Below are 19,994 nucleotides of genomic sequence, written 5' to 3'. Positions count from 1 at the left end.
TGGAGCACTGCCGTGAAATTGATCGGTCGCTATATGTCGCCTTTCGTCCGCCGCGTCGGCATCAGCCTGCATCTGTTGGAAATACCGTTCACCAACGAACCGCTCAGCGTCCTGACGGACAGCCAGAAGATTCGCCACTATTCGCCGCTGGGTCGGGTACCGGCGTTGGTGCTGGACGATGGTCAGGTGCTGATCGACAGCAACGCCATCCTCGATTATTTCGATCAGCAGGCTGGCGCCGAGCGCGCCCTGCTGCCGCTATCCGGCCCCGAGCGCAGCGAGGCGATGAACCTGCTGCCCTTCGCCGTCGGGGCCTGCGAGAAAACCGTCGCGGCGTACTACGAACGTGATCGGCGGCCCGAGGGGTTGGTCTGGGACGACTGGTATCGGCATTGCGAGGACCAGGCGCGTGGCGCGCTGGCATTGCTGGATGCACGCCAGGCCGAGCGCGGCGAGCGGCCGTTGTGGGGTGAGCGGATGAGCCAGGTGGATATCAGCGCGGTGGTTGCCTACGACTTCGCCCGTCTCACCCTGCCCGACACGCTGGCGCCAGATGACGCCTTTCCGCATCTGGCAGCGGCGTCGCAACGCGCCAACGCCCTGCCCGCTTTCGCCCAGACCCAGTGGAAGGGCTGAACGGCGCCCTGCAGGCCAAGCGCTATCGGACCAGTGCCCGTGTGTTCAGCGCGGCGCTCGAACCTGGGCCACTACCTCGTCCAGGGTTGGGTTGGCCTTGCCCATGCCATTGAAGAATACGGCGGGAATACCGCCGTTGAGGACCGCGACGGTGCGCTGCAGCTGGGCCTGCTGCTCGGCGTTGGGGTTGCTCGTCTCGGTACTGAAGTGACTGGAGCGTTGCACCGCGATGCCCATACGGGAAAGCCCGGCCGCCAGTTCGTCGGCCCGCCGCGCTTCATCAGAAGGGCAGTTGACCGGTGCGAAGACCATTACCACGCCTGGGCGCGCACCACCGGGCATCGCCACCGGGATAAACCCTGAGGGGCTGCTTGTCGTACTTGCCTGGAGCAATGCCTCCTGCTGATGGCCGCTCCACAGTTTGTAGCCGAGGCCCAGGACGGCGGCCATGAACAGCACGCGTGTCAGGCTCATGGGCGGCCTCCGCCGTACTGTGCTGCGCCATGCGCGCAACGGCTGGCTCGCTGGTTGGTCTTCATCATCCGCCACATCCCTGTTGTGCTGTACGGCCGCGAGCATAGCCGCTCGCCTCGGCGGCGGCGAGCGGCCCTAGTCCCCCTGAATCTTGCTCAGCAGGTCGCGCGCCAGCTGCACGGCCTCGCTGCGGTGGGTGATGTTGAGCTTCTGGTAGAGGCTGCGGATGTGCGTCTTGATGGTGGTGGGCGCGACGTTCAGGTGGTCGGCGATCTGCTCGTTGGACTGCCCGGCATGGATCAGGCTGAGCACCTGCCATTCGCGCCGGGTCAGCGGTGAGCGACGGATCAGCTCGGGGACGTCGGGGCGATTGATGATGTCCTGGATCACCGCCTCGTCGAGGGTGATGCGGATGGCGCGGCTGAAGTCGCGCTGCTGCTGCGCCAGCTGGATCAGCCGCGTGGCGCGCTGGGCTTCCGGCTCGTCGAGGGTGCGCTCGTGCAGCAGGCTCTTGAGCATGCCGATGATCGGCTTGCCGACTCGCAGAAAACTACCGATGGCGCCGCTGCCGCTGGCCAGGGTCATTGCCCGCTGCAGGTGATCGAGCGCCTGCTGGCGTTCTTCGCGCAACCAGTGCAGCTGCGCCAGGAGGATGTGGTTGCGGTTGCGATCCATCACCAGACCGTGGCGCTCGGCGTCGGTCAGCAATTGGCGCAGGATCGGCAGTGCACTGTCCAGCTGGCCGAGCGTCACGTGGGCACGTGCGTGGTTGCGTGCGTTCAATTGGGAAAAGTGGTTGGCACCGGCGCTGACCGGCGGCGCGCTGAGCAGCCATTGGCGAATCGCTTCGCGATCCTGGCTGGAGTCCCAATAAGCGAGCATCACCGCATGGGCGTTGGCCAACCAGTCGATGTGGTAGCGATCATCGGCGAGCATCGTCTGCATCTGACCGATGTAATCGGCACAGGCGCTCTGCTGGCCGCGGGCGTAGGCGACACCGGCCAACAACGTGTGGCTCTGCAGGCGCCAGCGCTGGTCGCCAAGCTCGTCGAGGATCTGGATGCCCTGCAGCGCGCATTGTTCGGCGGCGTCCAGCTGATGCCACTCCAGCAGTACCTGGCCGCGCACCCGATAGATGAACTCGACGATGGGCGTGGCACGCAGGTGCTGCTGTTCGATGTACTGAATGGCCCGTTCCTGCAGGGTGTAGGCCTTCTGCAGATGGCCCTGGGCGATAGCGATCTCCGACAGTTGGCCGAGGCTCCAGACCACCAGGTGCGAGGCATTGATCTCACGGGCGCGGCGCTCGGCTTCCTCGTACTGCTTCTGTGCCTGCGGCAACGCGCCCTGAACGAAATGCACCTCGGCCAGGCCGGACATTGCCGCCACCCGCGAGGTGCGCATGATCAGCGGTTCGCAGGTCAGCGCCTCCTGGGCCAGCGTAATGGCGCGCTGCTCGTCACCCTGGTTCATCGCGACCTGCGCGCGCACCGCATTGAATTCGCAGACAATGCGTGCCCAGTCCTGCTCGGAGCAGCTGCGCTGCAGCGCCAGTTCGGCGGCCTTGAACCAGCGTTCGACATGTTCGAACTGGTAGGAATTCTGCGACACCCAGGCCTGCAGCAGGGTCAGCAGCGGCGAGCCGGCGATTACCGTTTCCGGCAAGGTTTCCAGGCATTGCTGCAACAGCCCGAGCTGGCCCTGACGGTAGAAGGCGCGCCCGTGGCGCTGGAGGATTTCGGCGACCTGCTGCGGATCGCCGGCCTGCACCGCGTGCCGTGCGGCCTCCTCGGGCAGGTTCTCGGACAACAGCGCCTCGGCGGCACGCAGGTGCAGCTGGTTGACGCGCTGCGGCTGGTGGGTGCGCAGCTCGCCCTGCAAGAACACGGCGAACAACGGATGGTAGCTGTACCAGCGGCGCAGGCAGTCCAGCGGCTGGATGAACAAGCCGCCGCGTTCGAGCCGCTCGAGCATCTCGCGGCCATGGCAGGCTTCGGTCAGGCGATCGGCCAGTGCGGCATCGAAGCGCTCGAGCAGGCAGGTGGCTTCGAGAAAGCCGCGCAGGTCTTCCGGCAGGCCGTCGATCACCTGCTCGCGCATGTAGTCGCGGATATCGGGATGGCCGAGCAGCAGGTTTTCCAGAAACGAGTCCATACCGCGACTGGTCTGCACCTCCTGCAGCGCGAGCTGCAATGCACAGGGCCAGCCACCGATGCGCCGGTTGAGGCGCTCGACCTGCTCGCGGTTGATGTTTACCGGCACGCCCAGCTGCAGCAGAGCCTGCACCTCGTCGTCCTCGAAGGCCAGCTGGCGAGCATCGAGCAGCAGCAGCTGATGCTTGACCCGCAGCTCGGCCACGCCCAGTTCCGGCAGGCGCCGACTGCACACCAGTAGGGTCATCCAGCAGGGCATGTGGCGCAGGAAGAAGCGCAGCCCGGCGATCAGCTCACGCTCGTGCAGGACTTCGAACTCGTCGAGCACGATCAGGATCGCCTCGTGCTCGCCTGGCAGCTCGGCCAGCAGCTGGGTGAACAGCGCGTCAAGCGACACCTGGCCCTGCTCGGCGAGAGCAACGGAAAGCGGGCAGCCGGCATCGAGCTGGCGGTCCAGAGCCTGGGTCAGGTAGCGGCCGAACTGCAGCGCCAGATTGTCGCTGGCATGCAGCTGCAGCCAGGCGACGCGGCCATCGAAAGCCCGCGCCCACTGCGCCGCCAGAGTGGTCTTGCCGAAGCCGCTGGCCGCGTGCAGCACGGCCAGACGTACCTGCGGCAGGCGCAGCTGCCACTCGTCCAATCGTGGGCGTTCGAGCAGGCCCGGCGGCAGCATGGGGATCGCCAGTTTGGTGGGGATCAGCGGCAGCAAAGCTGGCATCGAGGCATTCATGGACGGCTCCCTGTTCTCGTTCTTGTTGTTGTTTTTCCCGTGGCCTGGCGCACCGGCTCGCATGGCTCGCGCTCCCCGGCCTGACGCCCTGTTTCGCTATGTCCTCAGCCCTTCACGCCACCCGCCGTGAGCCCACCGACGATCCACTTCTGGCAGTAGAGGAACACCGCCGTGATGGGCAGCCCGGAGAGCACCGCCGCCGCGGCAAAATCACCCCACAGGTAGTTCTGCGGATACAGGTATTGCTGGGCACCCACCGAGAGGGTCAGCTTGTCCACGTCCATCAGCAGCACCGAGGCGATCGGATATTCGGTGACACTGGTGATGAACGCGAGGATGAACACCACCGCCAGGATCGGCACGCTCATCGGCAGCAGGATATGAAAGAACGCCTGCCAGGTGGTCGCACCATCGACGATGGCGGCTTCCTCAAGCGAGGCATCGATGCTTTCGAAATAGCCCTTGATGGTCCAGATATGCAGCGCCATGCCGCCCAGCGAGGCGACGATCACTGCGCCGTGGCTGTTCACCCCCAGCCAGCTGACGTGCTGGCCGAGCTGGTCGAACAGCGCATAGATGGCTACCAGCGAGAGCACCGGCGGGAACATCTGGAAGATCAGCATGCTTTTCAGGATCGGCGCCTTGCCGCCGAAGCGCATGCGCGCGAAGGCATACGCGCTGGTGGTCGACAAGAGCAGGATCAGGATCGAGCTGACGAAGGCGATCTTCACCGAGTTCCACAGCCACAGCAGCACGGGGAACGGCGGCTGGGTCACGCTGCCATCCGCGTGGGTGTAGGGAATGCCGAGCGCCAGCGACCAGTGTTCCAGCGTCGGGTTCTCGGGGAACAGGCTGCCGGTGGCGAAGTTGCCTTCGCGGAAGGAAATCGAGATCACCATCAGCAGCGGGAAGAGGATCGCAGCGACGAAGGCGAGCAGTGCCGCATGAGTCGCCCAGAGCCGGTAACGCGCAGATTTCGGTTGCACCATGGCCATTGCCGGTCTCCTTATACCTTCACTTTCGAGAGTTTGAGATTCAGCAGCGCCATGGCACCGACGAGGATGAAGATCATCGTGGCGATGGCCGCAGCCAGGGCGAAGTCCTGTCCGGAATCCTGGAAGGCGATGCGGTAGGTGTAGCTCACCAACAGGTCCGTGGTGCCGGCCGGCGTGGTGGCGCCGATGATGTCCGGGCCGCCGCGGGTCAGCAGGGTGATGAGTACGAAATTGTTGAAGTTGAAGGCGAAGCAGGCGATCAGCAGCGGCATCAGCGGCTTGATCAGCTGCGGCAGGGTGATGCGCAGCAGGTTGTCCAGCGGGCTTGCGCCATCGATCGCCGACGCCTCGTACTGGTCCCGCGGGATGGCCTGCAGCAGGCCCATGCACAGCAGCAGCATGTACGGGTAGCCGAGCCAGGTGTTGACGATGAGGATCATGGTGCGCGCCAGGCTCGGGTCGCTGAACCAGTCCGGACGGATGCCGAACAACCCTTCCAGCAGCAGGTTGATCTCGCCGAAGTTCTGATTGAACAGCCCACGGAAGACCAGGATGGAAATGAATCCCGGCACCGCGTACGGCAGGATCAGCATCAGCCGGTAGAACGCCTTGCCGCGCACCAGCTCCCATTGCAGCAGGCTGGCCAACACCAGGCCAACGGCGAGGGTGAAGACCACCGTTAGGCCGGCGAAGGCGAAGGTCCAGGCGAAGATCTGCATGAAGGGTTCGCGGATGCTCGGCTCGGTCAGCACCCGGGAAAAGTTGGCGAAGCCGGTGAACACGGTGAAGCCCGGCGGCACCGCCTTGCCCGTTTCGTCGACATAGAAGCCACGCTCCATGTCGGCAGTCAGCCGCGCGCCAGTGCGGGTGTCGACCAGCACACCGGGGCCATCCTGGCGGTACTGCGGTTCGACCGCCGCCACCTCGCGCAAGCCGTACAGCCGCAGCAGGCTGCCATCCGGCGCCTGCATCACCCATTGCTCCAGCACCTTGCGCCGCTGGATCACCTCACGCAGCGCCAGCGCTTCGCCGAGGCCGTCGACGCTTTCGGCCGGTAGCAGCGAAAGCGGCGCTTCCGGGTTCGGTTCGCCGGTAAGCGGCGGGCTGACAAACATGCCCAGCTCGCCCTTGTCCACCCGCAGCCGCTCGCCATCAGGGCTTTGATGCAGCGTGAAGCGGAAACGCTCGCCGGCTAGGTACGTCTGGCTCAGGTGATAACGCTCGACCTGGGCCTGGCTGAGCAGGTTGGTGCCGCTGTAGTTGGTAAAGCCGATGCCCACGGTATAGAGCAACGGAAAGATGACGAACACCAGCATCCCCGCTACCGACGGAAAGATGTAGCGCTGGGCGTACATGCGCCGATTGATGAACAGGTAGCTGGCGATCCCGGTGACCACCAGCCCGAGCAGGGCGAAAGCCATCTGCTTCTGAACGTAGAGCGCGACCACCAGATACAGCGACAAGGCGTTGAAGGCCAGCCAAAGCAGCCAGCGCACGCCGGTGGTCAGGAAGCGGGGCAAACCCCAGGATGTCGGGCGGGTCATGGCGGGGCTGGGCAACTCGGCACGGGCATTCACGGGAGAAGAACCTTTCTGAACGGAGCTTAGTCTGCCGGCGCGCCTGTGCAGGCGGCCGGCGACGGGTTCAACGGGTGATGCGCTTGGCGGCATCATCCAGCGCGGCGTCGACGTTCTGCCGGCCGGAGGTGATGTTGGTCAGCGCGGCGGCCATGGATGACCAGAACGCACCCATCTCCGGTACGTTGGGCATCGGCTCACCCATCTGCGCGTTCTCGAAGGTCGCCTTGATGTGCGGGTTGGCGGACAGCTCTTCCATATAGGCCGTATTGGCCACAGCACCCAGCGGCACATCGGCATTGACGGTCTTCAGGCCCTCGACCTGCAGCAGGTAGTTCTCGAGGAACTCCACGGCCAGATCCTTGTTCGGGCTGGCCGCGTTGAGCAGCGCGGCGGCAACACCGACGAAGGGCTTGCCCGGCTCGCCATCGATCGCCGGAATCGGCGCCACACCGAAGTCGATGCCGCTCTTCTCGATGTTCGACCAGGCCCAGGGACCGCTGATCATCATCGCCGAGTCACCCTTGTTGAACGCCGCTTCGGCCACGCTGTAATCGGCGCCCTTGGGCATTGCGCCCTTGTCGATCAGATCGCGCAGCACCTGCGCACCGGCCTTGGCGCCGGCATTGTTCACGCCGGTGGATTTGACGTTGTAACCGCCATCGGTCTGCTCGAACACGTAGCCGCCCTTGGCCGACAGCAGCGGCCAGGTAAAGTAGGTGTTGTTGTAGTCCCAGAGGATGGCGCGCTTGCCTTGCGCGGCGAGCTTCTCGTTGAGCGCGAGGACGTCATCGAAGCTCTTCGGCGGGGTATCCACCAGCGCCTTGTTGTAGATCAGGCCGATGGTTTCCACCGAAATCGGGTAGCCCCACAGCTTGTTGTCGTAGGTCACCGCCTGCCAGGAGAAGTCGGCGATACCGGACTTGGTGTCGGCGCTCGGGGTGACCGGGGTGAGCAGGCCGCTCTTGGCCCATTCGCCGATGCGGTCGTGGGCCCAGATGAAGATGTCCGGACCATTGCCGGTGGCCGCGGCCTGCTGGAACTTGTCGGTGGCGCTGTCGGGATGGGCCACTTCCACGGGGATGCCGGTTTCGGCGGTGAACTTCTTGCCGACTTCGGCGAGGCCTTTATAGCCCTTGTCGCCATTGATCCAGACGACCAGCTTGCCTTCTTCGATCGCCGCCAGCGCCGGTAGCGGCAGGCTGAAGGTGGCCGCCAGGCCGACGGTGGCGATACACCAGAATTTCTTGTTCATGCTTCGCTTTCCTCGTGGCTTCTTATTAGTTGTTCCACCTGCTGCCGGCCTGAGGCTCTGACAGTCGTTCCATCCTCGGCGCGTCCTGTGCCATGTGCATCCTCCTCCCCGAGGGGGCGGAGGGCGTAGAAGCAGGGCGTAGACAGACCTTCGCAACGGCACAAAATACGCCATCAGCCTAGCGCTTTACGCCTATACCCGGCTGGCAACGCGCGGTCAAATGTGGCGAAAAAGCATAATGGAGCCACATTGATGCGTGCCCACCGGTTATCCGCTCTGCCGCTACTGTTCGGCCTCGCCCTGCCCTTGGCCAGCCTGGCCGCTCCCGAACTGGCCATTCGCCTGAATGACCATCCGCTGTCACCGAGCTGGAACGCCCTGGCAGCCGATCGCTACGACACGCTGCTGGAACTCGAACCCGGTCGGCTGCAACTGGCGATGCCGCAGAGCACCGCGCAAAGCGCACCGCTTGCCCCGTTCCGCCGCCAGCCGCTTGGCAAAGACAGCGCCTACCGCTACGAAGTGCCCGAAGCCGGACGCTATCGCTTGATCGTCGAAACCGGCACGGCGGCAGCGCTGCGGCTGCTGCCGATCAAGGCCGCCGAGCCGCAGGTGGCGGCGCCAGTCTGCCGGGCCTGGGACGGCGGCGCGGTGGAGGTGGCCGTTGGCGACGTGTTCCGCGATGGCCAGACCCTGCGCGATGCGTTATCCGGCGCGACGGCGGTCGTGCGCAACGGCCAGGTGACGTTAAAGCCAGCCGCCGACAGCGATGGCCTGCTACTGCTCGAAGCCGCCGAACCGCCTGCTGCATCGCCACCACGCGACTGGCGCAACGCGACGGTGTACTTCGTCCTCACTGACCGTTTCGCCAACGGCGACCCGAGCAACGACCGCAGCTATGGCCGCGAGCCGGACGGCGCCGACGAGATCGGCACCTTCCACGGTGGCGACCTCAAGGGGCTGACCAAGCGGCTCGACCATATCGCCAGCCTCGGCGTCGATGCGCTGTGGATCAGCGCGCCCTACGAGCAGATCCACGGCTGGGTCGGCGGCGGCGATAGCGGCGACTTCCACCACTACGGCTACCACGGCTACTACGCGCTGGATTTCACCCAGCTCGACGCCAACATGGGCAGCGACGACGACCTGCGCACCCTCATAAGCGCGGCCCATGCCCGCGGCATCCGCGTGCTGTTCGATGTGGTGATGAACCACCCCGGCTACTCGACGTTGCAAGATATGCAGCAACAGGGTTTCGGCGCCCTGCGCGACGGCATGGCCGCCTACCTGCCCGAGCAATGGAGCGCCTGGCAGCCGGAAGCCCACGAGAACCTGCACGCCTACCACAACCTGGTGGACTACGAGCATCCGAGCTGGGCCGCCTGGTGGGGCCGCGACTGGGTCCGTGCCGGCATCGCCGACTACGACACACCGCCGAGCAGCACGGTCGATCCGCTCAAGGGCTCGCTGGCCTTTTTGCCGGACTTTCGCACTGAATCCGAGGCGGTCGTCGCGCTGCCCGAGTTTCTCGCGCGCAAGGCGCACACCCGCGCCGTCCCGCGTGAGGGTTATCGGGTGCGTGATTACCTGATCGAATGGCTGACGCTCTGGGTTCGGGACTTCGGCGTCGACGGCTTTCGCGTCGACACCGTCAAGCACGTCGAGCCATCGACCTGGGCGGAATTGCGCGCCGCTGCCGAGCGCGCCCGCGCCGACTGGGCTCGTGCCAACCCGGACGACCCCATGGCCAGCGAGCCGTTCTGGATGGTCGGCGAGGTGTTTGCCCACGGCCCGCAGGCCAGCGACTACCTGGGCCAAGGCTTCGACGCGCTGATCAACTTCGACTTTCAGGCGCAGACCGTGGCCGCCAGCGACTGCCTCGCCGCCGCCGAACCCAGCTACGCCGACTATGCCCGGCGCCTGGGCGAGACACCCAGGCACAACCTGCTGAGCTATGCCTCGTCCCACGACACCGCGCTGTTCAACCAGCTGGCCAAGGGCGATCTGACCCGCCAGCGCGGCCTCGCCGCCGCCCTGCTGCTGGCGCCCGGCGCCGTGCAGGTCTATTACGGAGACGAAAGCGCGCGCGCCTTCGGCCCCAGCGGTTCGGACCCGTATCAGGGCACCCGCAGTTCGATGAACTGGGCCGAGCACGAGCGGCCTGAGATAGCCGCACTGATCGAACACTGGCAGCGGATCGGTCAGTTCCGTGCGCGGCATCCGGCGATCGGCGCGGGTGAGCATCGACTGCTCTCGGCCGGCCAGCCCTATGCCTTCGCTCGCACACTGGGCGAGGACAAGGTCATCGTGGTGCAGGCCCGATGAGCGCCGCCTCGCTGACCGCAGCGGCACGACGCCAGGCCCAGCTGGCCTTTCTCGCCAGCGGCACCGAGTTTCGCCTTGGCCGCGCGGAGGATTGCCCGCTGCCACCGGCCGAGCTGGCCGCAGTGACCGGCAACGAGCCCTGGGTGCGCGCCTGCCTCGATGACGGGCTGACCGCTCGGGTCTATCGCGTGCAGCTGGCCGGGCGCGACTGGGCGCTCAAGGTCGCCCGGCGCCCCTGTCGCGTGCAGAACCCGGACGGCCAGACGAGCTTTCTCAACGAGCTGCAACGCCGCCGCGACCTGGCCCGGCTGATGCGTGCGCCGCAACAGGCCGAGCGCCTGGCCGGCATCGTGCCAACGCAGTACGCCTCGCTGCAGCAGGGCATCGTGCTGTCACCCTGGATCGAAGGCCGGCGCATCGAGCGCTGGGACGAGCGTCAGTTGCTGGAGCTGTTCGACCTGCTGGTCGCCCTGCTGCTGGCCGGCCTGTTCGAGTGGGATCTGGCGCCTGGCAATACCCTGGACGATGGCCGCATCCGCCTGTTCGATTTCGGCTACCTCTACCCTTTCGACCCGCTGCGCCAGTACAACAGCGACGGCCTGGCCTCACCGGGCTTCCATGCCGCCGAGCGCTTCGAGACGCGCCAGCTGTTCGCCTGCCTGCTACGGCTGGAGCAGGTAAGCGAGACATCGGCACTGGCCGATTTCGAGTTGGAGAAACGCATCGCGCTGGATGCCTACGAGCGGTTGCAGCGAGAACTCGCCGCCCGCGGTGCCAACCAGAGTGTGCTGGACTGGCTGGCCGTGTTGATGCGTCAGTGGCGCAACGCGCTGGCCGGCGATCTGGGCGGGCTGTACCTGCAGGAGGCCTGGCGCTCGCACTGGCTGGACGTGAAGGACGACCTCAGCGGGCAGAGCTGCACGCCGCTCACCCTGCAGCGCCTGGCCTGGCTCCGGGATAAAGCCACCACCCAACATGCCGAGCTGCTCGCCAGCGGCGCGCTGGCCAACGAACGACGCCCCGACCGCGAAGCGTTGCTGAACGACCTGCGCCTGGCGCAAGCACAGGCAGTAGGCTGGCAGCTGGGCGATATGCAGAGCGCCGAAGGGTAGTGAGCTGCGCTGCTGCGGCAGCGGTGGAAAGTGCGCTAGCCAAGGAGGCGTTGCCTGACCGAAGCGCTGAAACGCTGGGCTTCAGCCCAGCGCGACGGTGCCAGCAACGAAAAGAGCCCGCCTCACGGTGACGAGGCGGGCCGCAGATACCGCGTCCGGCTAGAGCCGGCCAACCGTGGTGGCGCCCTCACTGGGCGTCAGGCTGTTGTTCGCCCCACCCTGCCACTGGCGCACCAGCGTTGCGTTGGCCTCATTGCGGATCAGGCATTTCCATTCCACGTTCTGGCCGGCCGGCAGGGAGATGCTGCCCTTCCAGGTCGGGTAGCCGCTGGTATCGGTCAGGCGCACGGCGGATGCCGGGCTCCAGTTGCCGAGCTGACTGACACTGCCCGCCGCGTAGACGCTGTCGCCGGGTTGCGTCACGCCGTTGTCGCAGCGGAAATTCACCTTGACCAGCGCGCCGGGCTCGCCGCCGCCGCTGCCCGTACCGGTGCGCCAGACGCGTACCTGGCCGTTGCTGGCGTTGACCGCCTCGCTGAAGCTGCCGCTGGCGACCTGGCCGGGATTGCTCAGGTTGGAATTGAGCGCGACCACCAGGGTCTGCTGGGTGCCGCTGACGGTGGCAACCAGACCGCTGTAGCCGCTGTGGAAGCTGATCGCCGAATCGGCACGCACACCGGCGGCGCGACGCACCTGGATCAGCTGGCGGATGAAGTCGCCGTAGCCCCAGTCGTACATGTGCGACCAGTACACCACCGGCGTGCCGGGGCTGGTGAGGATGTAGGCGTAGGCCTGGCGGATCAGCCCGTCCTGCAGCGCCCAGTGGTGCTGACCGCCGTTCTGCCCTGGCGAGTAGCCGGTGTCGTGGTTGTCGACAAAGGTCACCGCCACCTCGCGCCAGCGCGGATCAGGGTTGCCGTTCAGGCCGTTCTTCCAGTCGGCGATCGAGCCATTCTGCATGCGCTCCTTGAGCGCGAAGTCGAACACCGGGCACTTGGCCCGGTCGGACCAGTCCTTGATGATCTGCTGCCAGCTGGCGGTATTGCGCCAATCCCAGCTCGGGTATTCAGAGGGGCCTTTCCACAGCTCGCCGACGCAGAAGCTGTTGTCAGCGCTGTCGGTCATCCAGCTGTTGACCCGCTCCGGCGCGAAGCCGCGGACGAAATCGAAGCGAAAGCCGCCGGCGCCGTACCCGCTGCGCAGGTTGGCGAACTCGTCGCGGAACATGCCGTAGACCTGCGGATGGCTGGTGTTCAGGTCCGCATCGCCGCCGACGAAGCGATCGCCATCATCGCAGTCGTTGGGGTAGTTGCCCGGGTCGGCGCAGTCATTGCGCCAGAAACCCTGACCGGCCGGCAGGTTGATTTCCTTGTTCGGGTAGCCGCGGTTCATGTGGTTGGGCACCACGTCATAGAGCACCTTCACCCCGGCACCGCCGAGCGCGCCGGCGGCCTGGCGCAGCTGGGTATCGCTGCCGTAGCGGCCGTTCTTGTTGAAGTCGTGCCAGAAGTAACCTTCGCCGCCGCCGGACTTGCCGCCTTCGCTCCAGCTGGAAAAGTCACGCCAGGGCACCGGCATCCAGATCGCCGAGAAGCCATCGGCAGCGATGGTCGAGGCCTGTTGACGAAGGATGTCGTACCAGTTGTTGGGCGCCTCGCGGACGATGTTCCAGTGGAAGCCCTGGAGGATGATTTCGTCGCCGCCGTGGTAGCGCACGGCGTTGGGGCTCTTGCCGGCCTGATCGGCAAGCGCTGGCAGCGGCAGCAGGATTGCCGCCAATACGGCGGCACGCAGGATGTGGCTCATCGCAATACTCCGGTTCTAGTGCTTGTTCGGGTATCCGACGGCGGGGCCGCCAGACGAGGATGAACGCCGGCCGGGTCTTCGACCGGCACCCGCAGGCTGCCCCTGCAGCCCCCCGTCACCAACCTCCCCCGCCTATCTGCAGGCGGCGTAGTGGCCAGGCCGAAGGCCCCTGGCAATCATCTGCGCCCCTCTCGCCTCATCCCCGCCCCAGGGATTACGCCGTACTCATCCCCCTTACGCCCTCGCCCTGCGCCAACGAAATCAGCTGCTGGGAGGATGCCACCCCCGGCCCTTTCCCCGAGGCTTCTGCCACCGAGCTGCGCCCTTTACGACACGCAGCGAAGGCGTGATCGATTCGGCATTAACAAGAAAAACAAGGACCTCGTCATGAAGCACACCGCGCACCCAAGCTTTGCCCGCAAACCCGCCTGTCTGCTCGCCGCCCTGCTGGTCAGCGGCCCTGCCCTGGCGGTCGATTTCCACGGCTACCTGCGTTCGGGCGTCGGCGCCACCGCCGGTGGCGGCGACCAGGCCTGCTTCCAGGCCGCCGGTGCACCAGCGAAATATCGCCTGGGCAACGAATGCGAAACCTACGCCGAGATCGGCCTTGGCCAGGAGGTGTGGAGCGAAGGCAACCGCAGCTTCTACGTCGACAGCATGATCGCCTACCGCTCCGACCAGGGTAACGACTGGGAAGCCGGTGGCACCGACACCAATGGCGGTGAGAACAACCCCTTCGACGAGGCCGGCACCACCTCCATCCGCCAGTTCAACGTTGTCGGCAAAAACCTGATCCCGAGCCTGCCGGGCGCGGCGATTTGGGCCGGCAAGCGCTACTACAAGCGCCACGATGTACACATCAACGATTACTACTACTGGGACGTTTCCGGCCCCGGCGCCGGCATTGAGGACATCGACCTGGGCTTTGCCAAGGCAAGCGTGGCGTGGATCCGCAACACCGACGGCGATTGGGTCTACCAGGGCTCGGGCACCGGCACCAACCTGGCCAACGACACCCTGGACTTCCGCCTCGCCGAGATCGACGTCAACCCGGGCGGCAAGCTGGAGATCGGCTACGACTACGGCAAGGCCAACCTCACCGACGAGCAGGAACGCGACCCTGGCTACCAGGACCAGAAGGGCCACCTGGTCACCCTCGAGCACACTCAGAGCGACTGGTTCGGCGGCTACAACAAGCTCGCCCTGCAGTACGGCACTGACGGCATCATCGGCAGCAGCGGGCGCAACAACACCGGCAACAGCGACGGCAAGATGTTCCGCCTGGTCAACCAGGGCGTGGTCGGCCTGACCGACAACATCGAGATGATGTACGTGCAGATCTACGAGGACCGCGACTTCGACAACGACTCCGGGCAGACCTGGGCCAGCTTCGGCGTGCGTCCGGTGTACAAGTGGAGCGACGTGATGAGCACCGCGCTGGAGTTCGGCTACGACCGCGTCGATCCGCAGGCCGACGGTGAACGCAGCCGCGACCTGAAGAAGCTCACCCTCGCCCAGCAATGGTCGGCCGGCAACAGCTTCTGGGCGCGCCCGCAGATCCGCGTGTTCGCCACCTATGCCAAGTGGGACGGCGGCCGTTACCAGGCCGCCAGCGAATCCATCGATGCCGGCGATGACGACGGCATCACCTTCGGCGTGCAGGCCGAGGCCTGGTGGTAAGCCGCAACGCTTAAGTGCCGTCGCGGACCAACCGCGACAGCGCCCTTTCCGCTCCCACCGTCCAGACGGTGCCTTTGCCCCGACGCTGGCAGGTCGGGGCATTTTTTGTTCGGAGAACCATCATGCATCGGATGTTCTTTCTTGCCGCCGGGCTAGCCGCCCTGACGGTTGCCGGCTGCAGCAGCGAGCCGTTGCGCCGCGTTGACGCCCTCACTGCCACCCCGGCGCCGCTGCAACGTTCGGTCGAGCAGGCGCGTGATGCGCTGGCCGGCGCCCCGACCTGCTGCAGCGGTATCGACCAGCTGCCCTTCCAGCCACTCGAAGCCGGTTTCGCCGGTGACGTGCTGATCGACACCCAGGCGCCGGCTTACAGCTTCGAGACCGGCAAGAGTTTCTTCCGCGCCTTCACGCTGCCAGCTGGCGGCCCGTCATTCGAGATCCGGCTCTACAGCCAGGCCGGCAGCAACGTACTGGCGCCCAATGCCATGCTGCTCGACAGCCGCATGCGTCCGACCCGACTGCTCGACGCCGATGACTTCAGCTATGTGCCGCCGACCGGGCTCAAGGGCGACAGCCTCGATGCGCGCATTCGCATCGACCGCTCCCAGCCCGAGCACCCGGGCAACGAGCGCTACCTGATCCTCTACACCAGCGACGCGCAGATGGCCGGCCAGACCGTGCTGCAACACCCGGCCAAGGCCTATGCCAAGGCGGCAGGCAACGAGCCGCCGAGCATTCCCGACCCGGTGGCGAAGCACTCGCCAGTAGGCGTGATCCGGCTGGTGATGATCCCCGACAGTGCCGCCGGCTCGACCGCCAAAGGCTACGTACCGGGTTACAGCATCGGCCAGGATATGGGTAACGAGCTGCCCAGCACGCCGGCGCCGGCCGTGCTGCCAGAAACCGCGGCCTACTACCGCCAGGCAATCGATGCGGCACTGGTGCAGAAGGACCTCGAGCGCGCCCTGCGCCTGGCCGACGAAGCGGCACGAGTGGGTGACACCCAGGCGAAGCAGCACCTGCTGCAACGAATCGAGATTCGCTGAAAAACCGGCAAGCACCGTAGCAGCGGTGGATGGATAAAGCGCCATCCACCCTACGGAGCTCTTGGCGGCACCGTAGGGTGGAAAACTGCGAAGCAGTTTCCGCGGACGCCGGCACGAACGAGGCGCCTTATACCTTGGGAAATCGCAGCGGTGGATGGGTACAGCGTCATCCACCCTACGGGCTCGATTGTTCCGACGCTGCTGAGAGCTACGGTGCCGCCACTGCCCGCAGACACCGGTAGCGGCGCGGTCAGGCCGTCAGCTTCAACCCCACCAGCCCTGCCAGCAGCAGCACGACACTCACCAGCCGAGCGGGCGAGGCGCTTTCGCCGAAAATGATGATGCCCAGGGCTACAGTACCCAGCGCACCGATGCCGACCCAGATGGCATAGGCGGTACCCACCGGCAGGACCTGCATGGCACGAGCAAGAAGAAAGAAGCTCCCCGCCATGGCCACAACGGTGAGCGCACTGGGCAGCGGGCGAGTGAAGCCTTCGGAAGCCTTGAGGCCAATGGCCCAACCCACTTCCAGGAGGCCGGCAATGGTCAACATGATCCAGGCCGAATGCATGACGATGACTCCATCAACAGCAGGGCCGTCCCCGCACGATTCGACATGCCAGCGGGTCGTCCCGCGGCGGACGCGACCCTAGCACAGGGGCGCACCGTTTTGGACCACTCATAGTGCGCCTTGATCGCTGGCCTGCAGCCCGACACGAGAACGGTGGCGCGATCACGCGTCGGGCGGTGGTGTGCCGAACCGGAAGTGCCGGCTTCCATCGAGAATGCCGGACGGTGGATGGATGAAGCGTCATCCACCCTACGAGCCACCCCGTAGGGTGGAAAACTGCGAAGCATTTTCCACCTCGGATGCGGACAGATCTCCCCTGCCTCAGGCCACCTCATGCCCGCGGGCCGCTTCGCTGAGGTAGAACCAGGCGGGACGATCCAGTTCCAGCTCGGCGCCCTGCAGTGCCTCCTCAATGCGCTCCCAGCGCAGGCTGCCGAGGATCGGCAGCGGACGGCCGGGCAGCTGCCGCAGCCAGGCCAGCGCTACCTGATTGGCAGTCGCGCCCCGATCCGCGGCGACTTCATCGAGCGCGCTGCGTAACCGCTCGCCGAAGCGCCCACCCGCCATGGGCGACCAGGCCAGCACTTGCAGGCCCGCGGCCTGCAAGGCATGCAAACCGCCGTCCCATACCCCTTGCTGGGCTTGCAGCGAGAGTTCGATCTGGTTGCAGCGCAGTGGCACGCGCTGCGCCAGCGCCTGGCAGTGCAACACCTCTGCGTTGGACAGCCCGACCCAGCCCACCTTGCCGCTGGCGATCAGCTCGCTCAGCGTGTCGGCCACCTCGTCGACCTGCAGCAGCGGGTCCGGGCGATGCAGCAGAAAGCCGTCGAGCCGATCGACACCCAGCCGCGCCAAGCTGCCATCGACCGCTCTGCGCAAATGCCGGGCACTGGAGTCGTAGTGCTTGACCCGCCAGCGCGAGCAGTCCTGCCCGGCCGGCACGATATCGGCCTTGCCGATGATCTGCAGTCGCTGGCGCAGCCCCGGTGCCAGGCGCAGGGCCGCACCGAAGTGCGCCTCGCATTGCCCGCCGGCATAGATGTCGGCATGGTCGAAACCGTTCAGCCCACGCTCGACGCAGCGCTCGATGAAGCCCAGCAATGCCTGGGGCTCACCCAGCTCGGGGTATTCCAGCAGGCGCATCATGCCCAGCAACAGCGGTTGGTCGAGCACGGGCGAGGCCATGAAAAAGCTCCGTCAGAAGATGTAATCGGTGGTCAGGAAGCTCGACTGGCGGTCACGAATGATTCGGTCGACCAGCTGCTTGTTGGCCTCGTTGAAGCGGGTCGCCACCAGAGTGCGGATGGAGAACACGCGCAGCGCGTCATGTACCGACAGCGTGCCCTCGGCGGAATTCTTGCGACCGTTGAACGGGTAGCTGTCCGGCCCGCGCTGGCACTGGGCGTTGATGTTGATGCGGCCTACCTGGTTGACGAAGGCATCGACCAGCTCGCCGACCTGCGCCGGATCGTTGCCGAAGATCGACAACTGCTGACCGTAGTCGGAGGCGGTGACGTAGTCGATCACCTCCTGCAGCTCGCGATACGGCACCACCGGCACCAGCGGACCGAACTGCTCTTCGTGGTAGACGCGCATGGACGAATCCACCGGGCTCAGCACTGCCGGCTGGAAGAAGGTCTGGTGCGACTCGCCACCGCCGGCGTTGATCACCCGCGCGCCCTTGGCCACGGCGTCTTCCAGCACCGCATGCAGGTAATCGGCCTTGCCCGGCTCCGGCAACGGCGTCAGCGCCACGCCCGGCTCCCAGGGCATGCCCGGCTTGAGCGCGTTGACCCGCGCAGCAAGGCGTTCGAGGAAGCCATCGAGCACCGCCTCATGCACGAAGAGAATCTTCAGCGCCGTGCAGCGCTGACCATTGAACGACAGCGAACCGGTCACCGCCTCTTCCACGGCATTGTCGAGATCGACCTGCGGCAGAACGATGCCCGGGTTCTTCGCGTCCAGCCCCAGCGCAGCACGCAGGCGGTGCGGACGCGGGTGCAGTTTCTTCAGGTCAGCGGCGCCCTTGTGCGTGCCGATAAAGGCGAACACGTCGATCTTGCCGCTGGCCATCAGTGCGCTGACCGTCTCGCGACCGCGACCGTAGATGACGTTGATGACGCCAGCCGGGAAGCTGTCGCGAAAGGCTTCGAGCAGCGGACGGATCAGCAGCACGCCGAACTTGGCCGGTTTGAACACCACCGTGTTGCCCATGATCAGCGCCGGGATCAGCGTGGTGAAGGTTTCGTTGAGCGGGTAGTTGTACGGCCCCATGCACAGCGCCACGCCCATCGGCACGCGGCGGATCTGGCCGAGGGTGCCCTGCTCCAGCTCGAAGCGGCTGGAGCTGCGGTCCAGCTCCTTCAGCGCATGAATGGTGTCGACGATGTAGTCGCAGGTGCGATCGAACTCCTTTTCCGAATCCTTGAGGTTCTTGCCGATCTCCCACATCAGCAGCTTGACCACCGCCTCGCGCTGTTCGCGCATGCGCGCCAGAAAGTTTTCGACATGGGCGATGCGCTCGGCCACGCGCATGGTCGGCCAGGCACCGCGGCCATAGTCATAGGCGGCAACGGCGGCGTCCAGCGCACGCAGCGCGGCGTCGGCATCCAGCAGTGGCGTGCTGCCGAGGACCACCTGACGCTCACTGCCATCGGCCTCGCGCAGGAACACCGGGCTGCGAACTTCGGCCAGCGGGCCGTCCCAGTGCATCAACTCGCCATCGACCAGATAGTCGCGCTGCGTCACCGGTGCGTCCGGCCGATAGGCTTCGGGAATCTCATCCAGACGGGGGAAAAGCTCGGAAAGCGGGCGCGCGTTGCTCATGCAACCTCCAGGTAGCGAGAAGATGGTGAAAGAGGCGGCGGACCTTCGCCCGCCGCAGGGGATGGGACTGTTACAGCTCGCGCTGTTCGGCACGCTCGGCGCGCAGGTCGAAGTCGCGCGGCAGTTCGGCTGCCGGTGCACTGTCCAGCGCTTGCAGAGCCTGGCGCGTGGCACTTTCGATGGCGGCCCAGTCGCCGGCACGCACGGCCTTGGCATCGACCATCCAGGTGCCGCCGACACACATCACATTGGTCAGGGCCAGGTAGTCCCGCGCGTTGCGCGCATTGACGCCTCCAGTCGGGCAGAAGCGGATGTCACCGAACGGCCCGCCCAGCGCCTTGAGCGCTGCCACGCCGCCACAGATCTCGGCGGGGAACAGCTTGAAGCGGCGATAGCCCATGGCGTAGCCGAGCATGATTTCCGAAGCGCTGGCGACGCCTGGCAGCAGCGGCAGCGGGCCCTGCAAGGCGGCTTCGAGCAGCGCCGGGGTGCTGCCGGGCGAGACGATGAACTGTGCGCCGGCCGCCTCCGCCTGCTCGAGCATGTTGGCGTCGAGTACGGTGCCGGCGCCGACGATCAGCTCCGGGCGCTGCTCGCGCAGCAGGCGGATGGCGCCCAGGCCCAGCGCCGAGCGCAGGGTGATCTCGAGCACGCGCAGGCCGCCGGCGGCCAGAGCATCGGCCAGCGGCAGGATGTCCGCCTCACGCTCGATGGTGATCACCGGCAGGATGCGCGCAGCGCTGCACCACTGGTCGATCAGGGCGATCTTGTCGATCATGGCGTCGGCGCTGGTTTGGATAGATGTCAT

15 protein-coding genes are annotated in these 19,994 nt (G+C 66.0%); 5 read left to right on the top strand and 10 right to left on the bottom strand.

Annotated features, from left to right (window positions below; translation table 11 throughout):
* Nucleotides 1-12: 12 nt before the first annotated feature.
* Complete coding sequence (locus BHD08_RS04230) at nucleotides 13-636, top strand: glutathione S-transferase family protein (protein WP_125020913.1); 624 nt, start codon at nucleotides 13-15, stop codon at nucleotides 634-636.
* A 45-nt stretch (nucleotides 637-681) separates the two neighbouring features.
* Here BHD08_RS04230 and BHD08_RS04225 read toward each other — a convergent pair whose 3' ends face one another.
* From BHD08_RS04225 to malE, 5 genes are all read right to left on the bottom strand, one after another.
* Nucleotides 682-1,110 (bottom strand): hypothetical protein, encoded by a 429-nt coding sequence (locus tag BHD08_RS04225; protein WP_015275803.1) that lies wholly within the window; start codon nucleotides 1,108-1,110, stop codon nucleotides 682-684.
* Nucleotides 1,111-1,245: 135 nt separating this feature from the next.
* The gene (gene malT / locus BHD08_RS04220; protein WP_125020912.1) at nucleotides 1,246-3,993 is read right to left on the bottom strand and encodes an HTH-type transcriptional regulator MalT; all 2,748 of its coding nucleotides are present in this window, start codon (nucleotides 3,991-3,993) and stop codon (nucleotides 1,246-1,248) included.
* 104 nt (nucleotides 3,994-4,097) lie between these two features.
* Nucleotides 4,098-4,988, bottom strand: coding sequence for a maltose ABC transporter permease MalG (gene malG / locus BHD08_RS04215; protein ID WP_015275801.1), 891 nt, complete (start codon nucleotides 4,986-4,988; stop codon nucleotides 4,098-4,100).
* An 11-nt stretch (nucleotides 4,989-4,999) separates the two neighbouring features.
* The gene (gene malF / locus BHD08_RS04210) at nucleotides 5,000-6,565 is read right to left on the bottom strand and encodes a maltose ABC transporter permease MalF (protein WP_177412621.1); all 1,566 of its coding nucleotides are present in this window, start codon (nucleotides 6,563-6,565) and stop codon (nucleotides 5,000-5,002) included.
* 67 nt (nucleotides 6,566-6,632) lie between these two features.
* Nucleotides 6,633-7,820 carry a maltose/maltodextrin ABC transporter substrate-binding protein MalE gene (gene malE, locus BHD08_RS04205; RefSeq protein ID WP_125020911.1) on the bottom strand — a complete coding sequence of 396 codons (1,188 nt, stop codon included), beginning with the start codon at nucleotides 7,818-7,820 and terminating at the stop codon, nucleotides 6,633-6,635.
* 252 nt (nucleotides 7,821-8,072) lie between these two features.
* Between malE and BHD08_RS04200 the strand changes: the two genes are divergently transcribed.
* Both BHD08_RS04200 and BHD08_RS04195 read left to right on the top strand, forming a co-directional pair.
* The gene (locus BHD08_RS04200) at nucleotides 8,073-10,145 is read left to right on the top strand and encodes an alpha-amylase (RefSeq protein WP_125020910.1); all 2,073 of its coding nucleotides are present in this window, start codon (nucleotides 8,073-8,075) and stop codon (nucleotides 10,143-10,145) included.
* Nucleotides 10,142-11,257 carry a hypothetical protein gene (locus BHD08_RS04195; RefSeq protein WP_125020909.1) on the top strand — a complete coding sequence of 372 codons (1,116 nt, stop codon included), beginning with the start codon at nucleotides 10,142-10,144 and terminating at the stop codon, nucleotides 11,255-11,257. Before BHD08_RS04200 ends, BHD08_RS04195 begins: the two co-directional genes overlap by 4 nt.
* Before the next feature lie 159 nt (nucleotides 11,258-11,416).
* Here BHD08_RS04195 and mta read toward each other — a convergent pair whose 3' ends face one another.
* A complete protein-coding gene (gene mta / locus BHD08_RS04190) occupies nucleotides 11,417-13,063 on the bottom strand; it encodes a glucan 1,4-alpha-maltotetraohydrolase (RefSeq protein WP_125020908.1) in 1,647 nt (548 codons plus the stop codon).
* 387 nt (nucleotides 13,064-13,450) lie between these two features.
* On the opposite strand from mta, the gene BHD08_RS04180 reads away from it, so the two are divergent.
* Nucleotides 13,451-14,743 carry a maltoporin gene (locus tag BHD08_RS04180; RefSeq protein WP_015275795.1) on the top strand — a complete coding sequence of 431 codons (1,293 nt, stop codon included), beginning with the start codon at nucleotides 13,451-13,453 and terminating at the stop codon, nucleotides 14,741-14,743.
* Nucleotides 14,744-14,865: 122 nt separating this feature from the next.
* Nucleotides 14,866-15,789 carry a MalM family protein gene (locus BHD08_RS04175; RefSeq protein ID WP_125020907.1) on the top strand — a complete coding sequence of 308 codons (924 nt, stop codon included), beginning with the start codon at nucleotides 14,866-14,868 and terminating at the stop codon, nucleotides 15,787-15,789.
* Between the two features lie 250 nt (nucleotides 15,790-16,039).
* On the opposite strand, the gene sugE is transcribed toward BHD08_RS04175, so the two are convergent.
* The 4 genes from sugE to BHD08_RS04155 all read right to left on the bottom strand — a co-directional run bounded on the left by sugE (nucleotide 16,040) and on the right by BHD08_RS04155 (nucleotide 19,994).
* Nucleotides 16,040-16,360, bottom strand: a complete 321-nt coding sequence (gene sugE, locus BHD08_RS04170) for a quaternary ammonium compound efflux SMR transporter SugE (protein WP_125020906.1) — start codon at nucleotides 16,358-16,360, stop codon at nucleotides 16,040-16,042.
* Nucleotides 16,361-16,681: 321 nt separating this feature from the next.
* On the bottom strand, nucleotides 16,682-17,545 hold the full coding sequence (locus BHD08_RS04165; protein ID WP_125020905.1) for an aldo/keto reductase: 864 nt from the start codon (nucleotides 17,543-17,545) through the stop codon (nucleotides 16,682-16,684).
* Nucleotides 17,546-17,557: 12 nt separating this feature from the next.
* Nucleotides 17,558-19,186 carry an NADP-dependent glyceraldehyde-3-phosphate dehydrogenase gene (locus tag BHD08_RS04160; protein ID WP_125020904.1) on the bottom strand — a complete coding sequence of 543 codons (1,629 nt, stop codon included), beginning with the start codon at nucleotides 19,184-19,186 and terminating at the stop codon, nucleotides 17,558-17,560.
* A gap of 70 nt (nucleotides 19,187-19,256) precedes the next feature.
* Nucleotides 19,257-19,994: a bifunctional 4-hydroxy-2-oxoglutarate aldolase/2-dehydro-3-deoxy-phosphogluconate aldolase gene (locus BHD08_RS04155; protein ID WP_125020903.1), complete on the bottom strand. Its 738-nt coding sequence runs from the start codon at nucleotides 19,992-19,994 to the stop codon at nucleotides 19,257-19,259.

It is taken from the genome of Pseudomonas sp. SCT (assembly GCF_003864275.1).
In the GTDB taxonomy this organism is placed as follows: domain Bacteria; phylum Pseudomonadota; class Gammaproteobacteria; order Pseudomonadales; family Pseudomonadaceae; genus Stutzerimonas; species Stutzerimonas stutzeri_AE.
The sequence above is the reverse complement of the archived record's forward strand: the minus strand, read 5'-3'. Positions and strand labels throughout refer to the sequence as shown.

What these genes read in the sequence shown, in the direction of transcription:
- BHD08_RS04225 (WP_015275803.1), bottom strand. Translation starts at nt 1,110, where the DNA reads ATGAGCCTGACACGCGTGCTGTTCATGGCCGCCGTCCTGGGCCTCGGC.
- malT (WP_125020912.1), bottom strand. Translation starts at nt 3,993, where the DNA reads ATGAATGCCTCGATGCCAGCTTTGCTGCCGCTGATCCCCACCAAACTG.
- malG (WP_015275801.1), bottom strand. Translation starts at nt 4,988, where the DNA reads ATGGCCATGGTGCAACCGAAATCTGCGCGTTACCGGCTCTGGGCGACT.
- malE (WP_125020911.1), bottom strand. Translation starts at nt 7,820, where the DNA reads ATGAACAAGAAATTCTGGTGTATCGCCACCGTCGGCCTGGCGGCCACC.
- BHD08_RS04200 (WP_125020910.1), top strand. Translation starts at nt 8,073, where the DNA reads ATGCGTGCCCACCGGTTATCCGCTCTGCCGCTACTGTTCGGCCTCGCC.
- BHD08_RS04195 (WP_125020909.1), top strand. Translation starts at nt 10,142, where the DNA reads ATGAGCGCCGCCTCGCTGACCGCAGCGGCACGACGCCAGGCCCAGCTG.
- mta (WP_125020908.1), bottom strand. Translation starts at nt 13,063, where the DNA reads ATGAGCCACATCCTGCGTGCCGCCGTATTGGCGGCAATCCTGCTGCCG.
- BHD08_RS04180 (WP_015275795.1), top strand. Translation starts at nt 13,451, where the DNA reads ATGAAGCACACCGCGCACCCAAGCTTTGCCCGCAAACCCGCCTGTCTG.
- BHD08_RS04175 (WP_125020907.1), top strand. Translation starts at nt 14,866, where the DNA reads ATGCATCGGATGTTCTTTCTTGCCGCCGGGCTAGCCGCCCTGACGGTT.
- sugE (WP_125020906.1), bottom strand. Translation starts at nt 16,360, where the DNA reads ATGCATTCGGCCTGGATCATGTTGACCATTGCCGGCCTCCTGGAAGTG.
- BHD08_RS04165 (WP_125020905.1), bottom strand. Translation starts at nt 17,545, where the DNA reads ATGGCCTCGCCCGTGCTCGACCAACCGCTGTTGCTGGGCATGATGCGC.
- BHD08_RS04160 (WP_125020904.1), bottom strand. Translation starts at nt 19,186, where the DNA reads ATGAGCAACGCGCGCCCGCTTTCCGAGCTTTTCCCCCGTCTGGATGAG.
- BHD08_RS04155 (WP_125020903.1), bottom strand. Translation starts at nt 19,994, where the DNA reads ATGACATCTATCCAAACCAGCGCCGACGCCATGATCGACAAGATCGCC.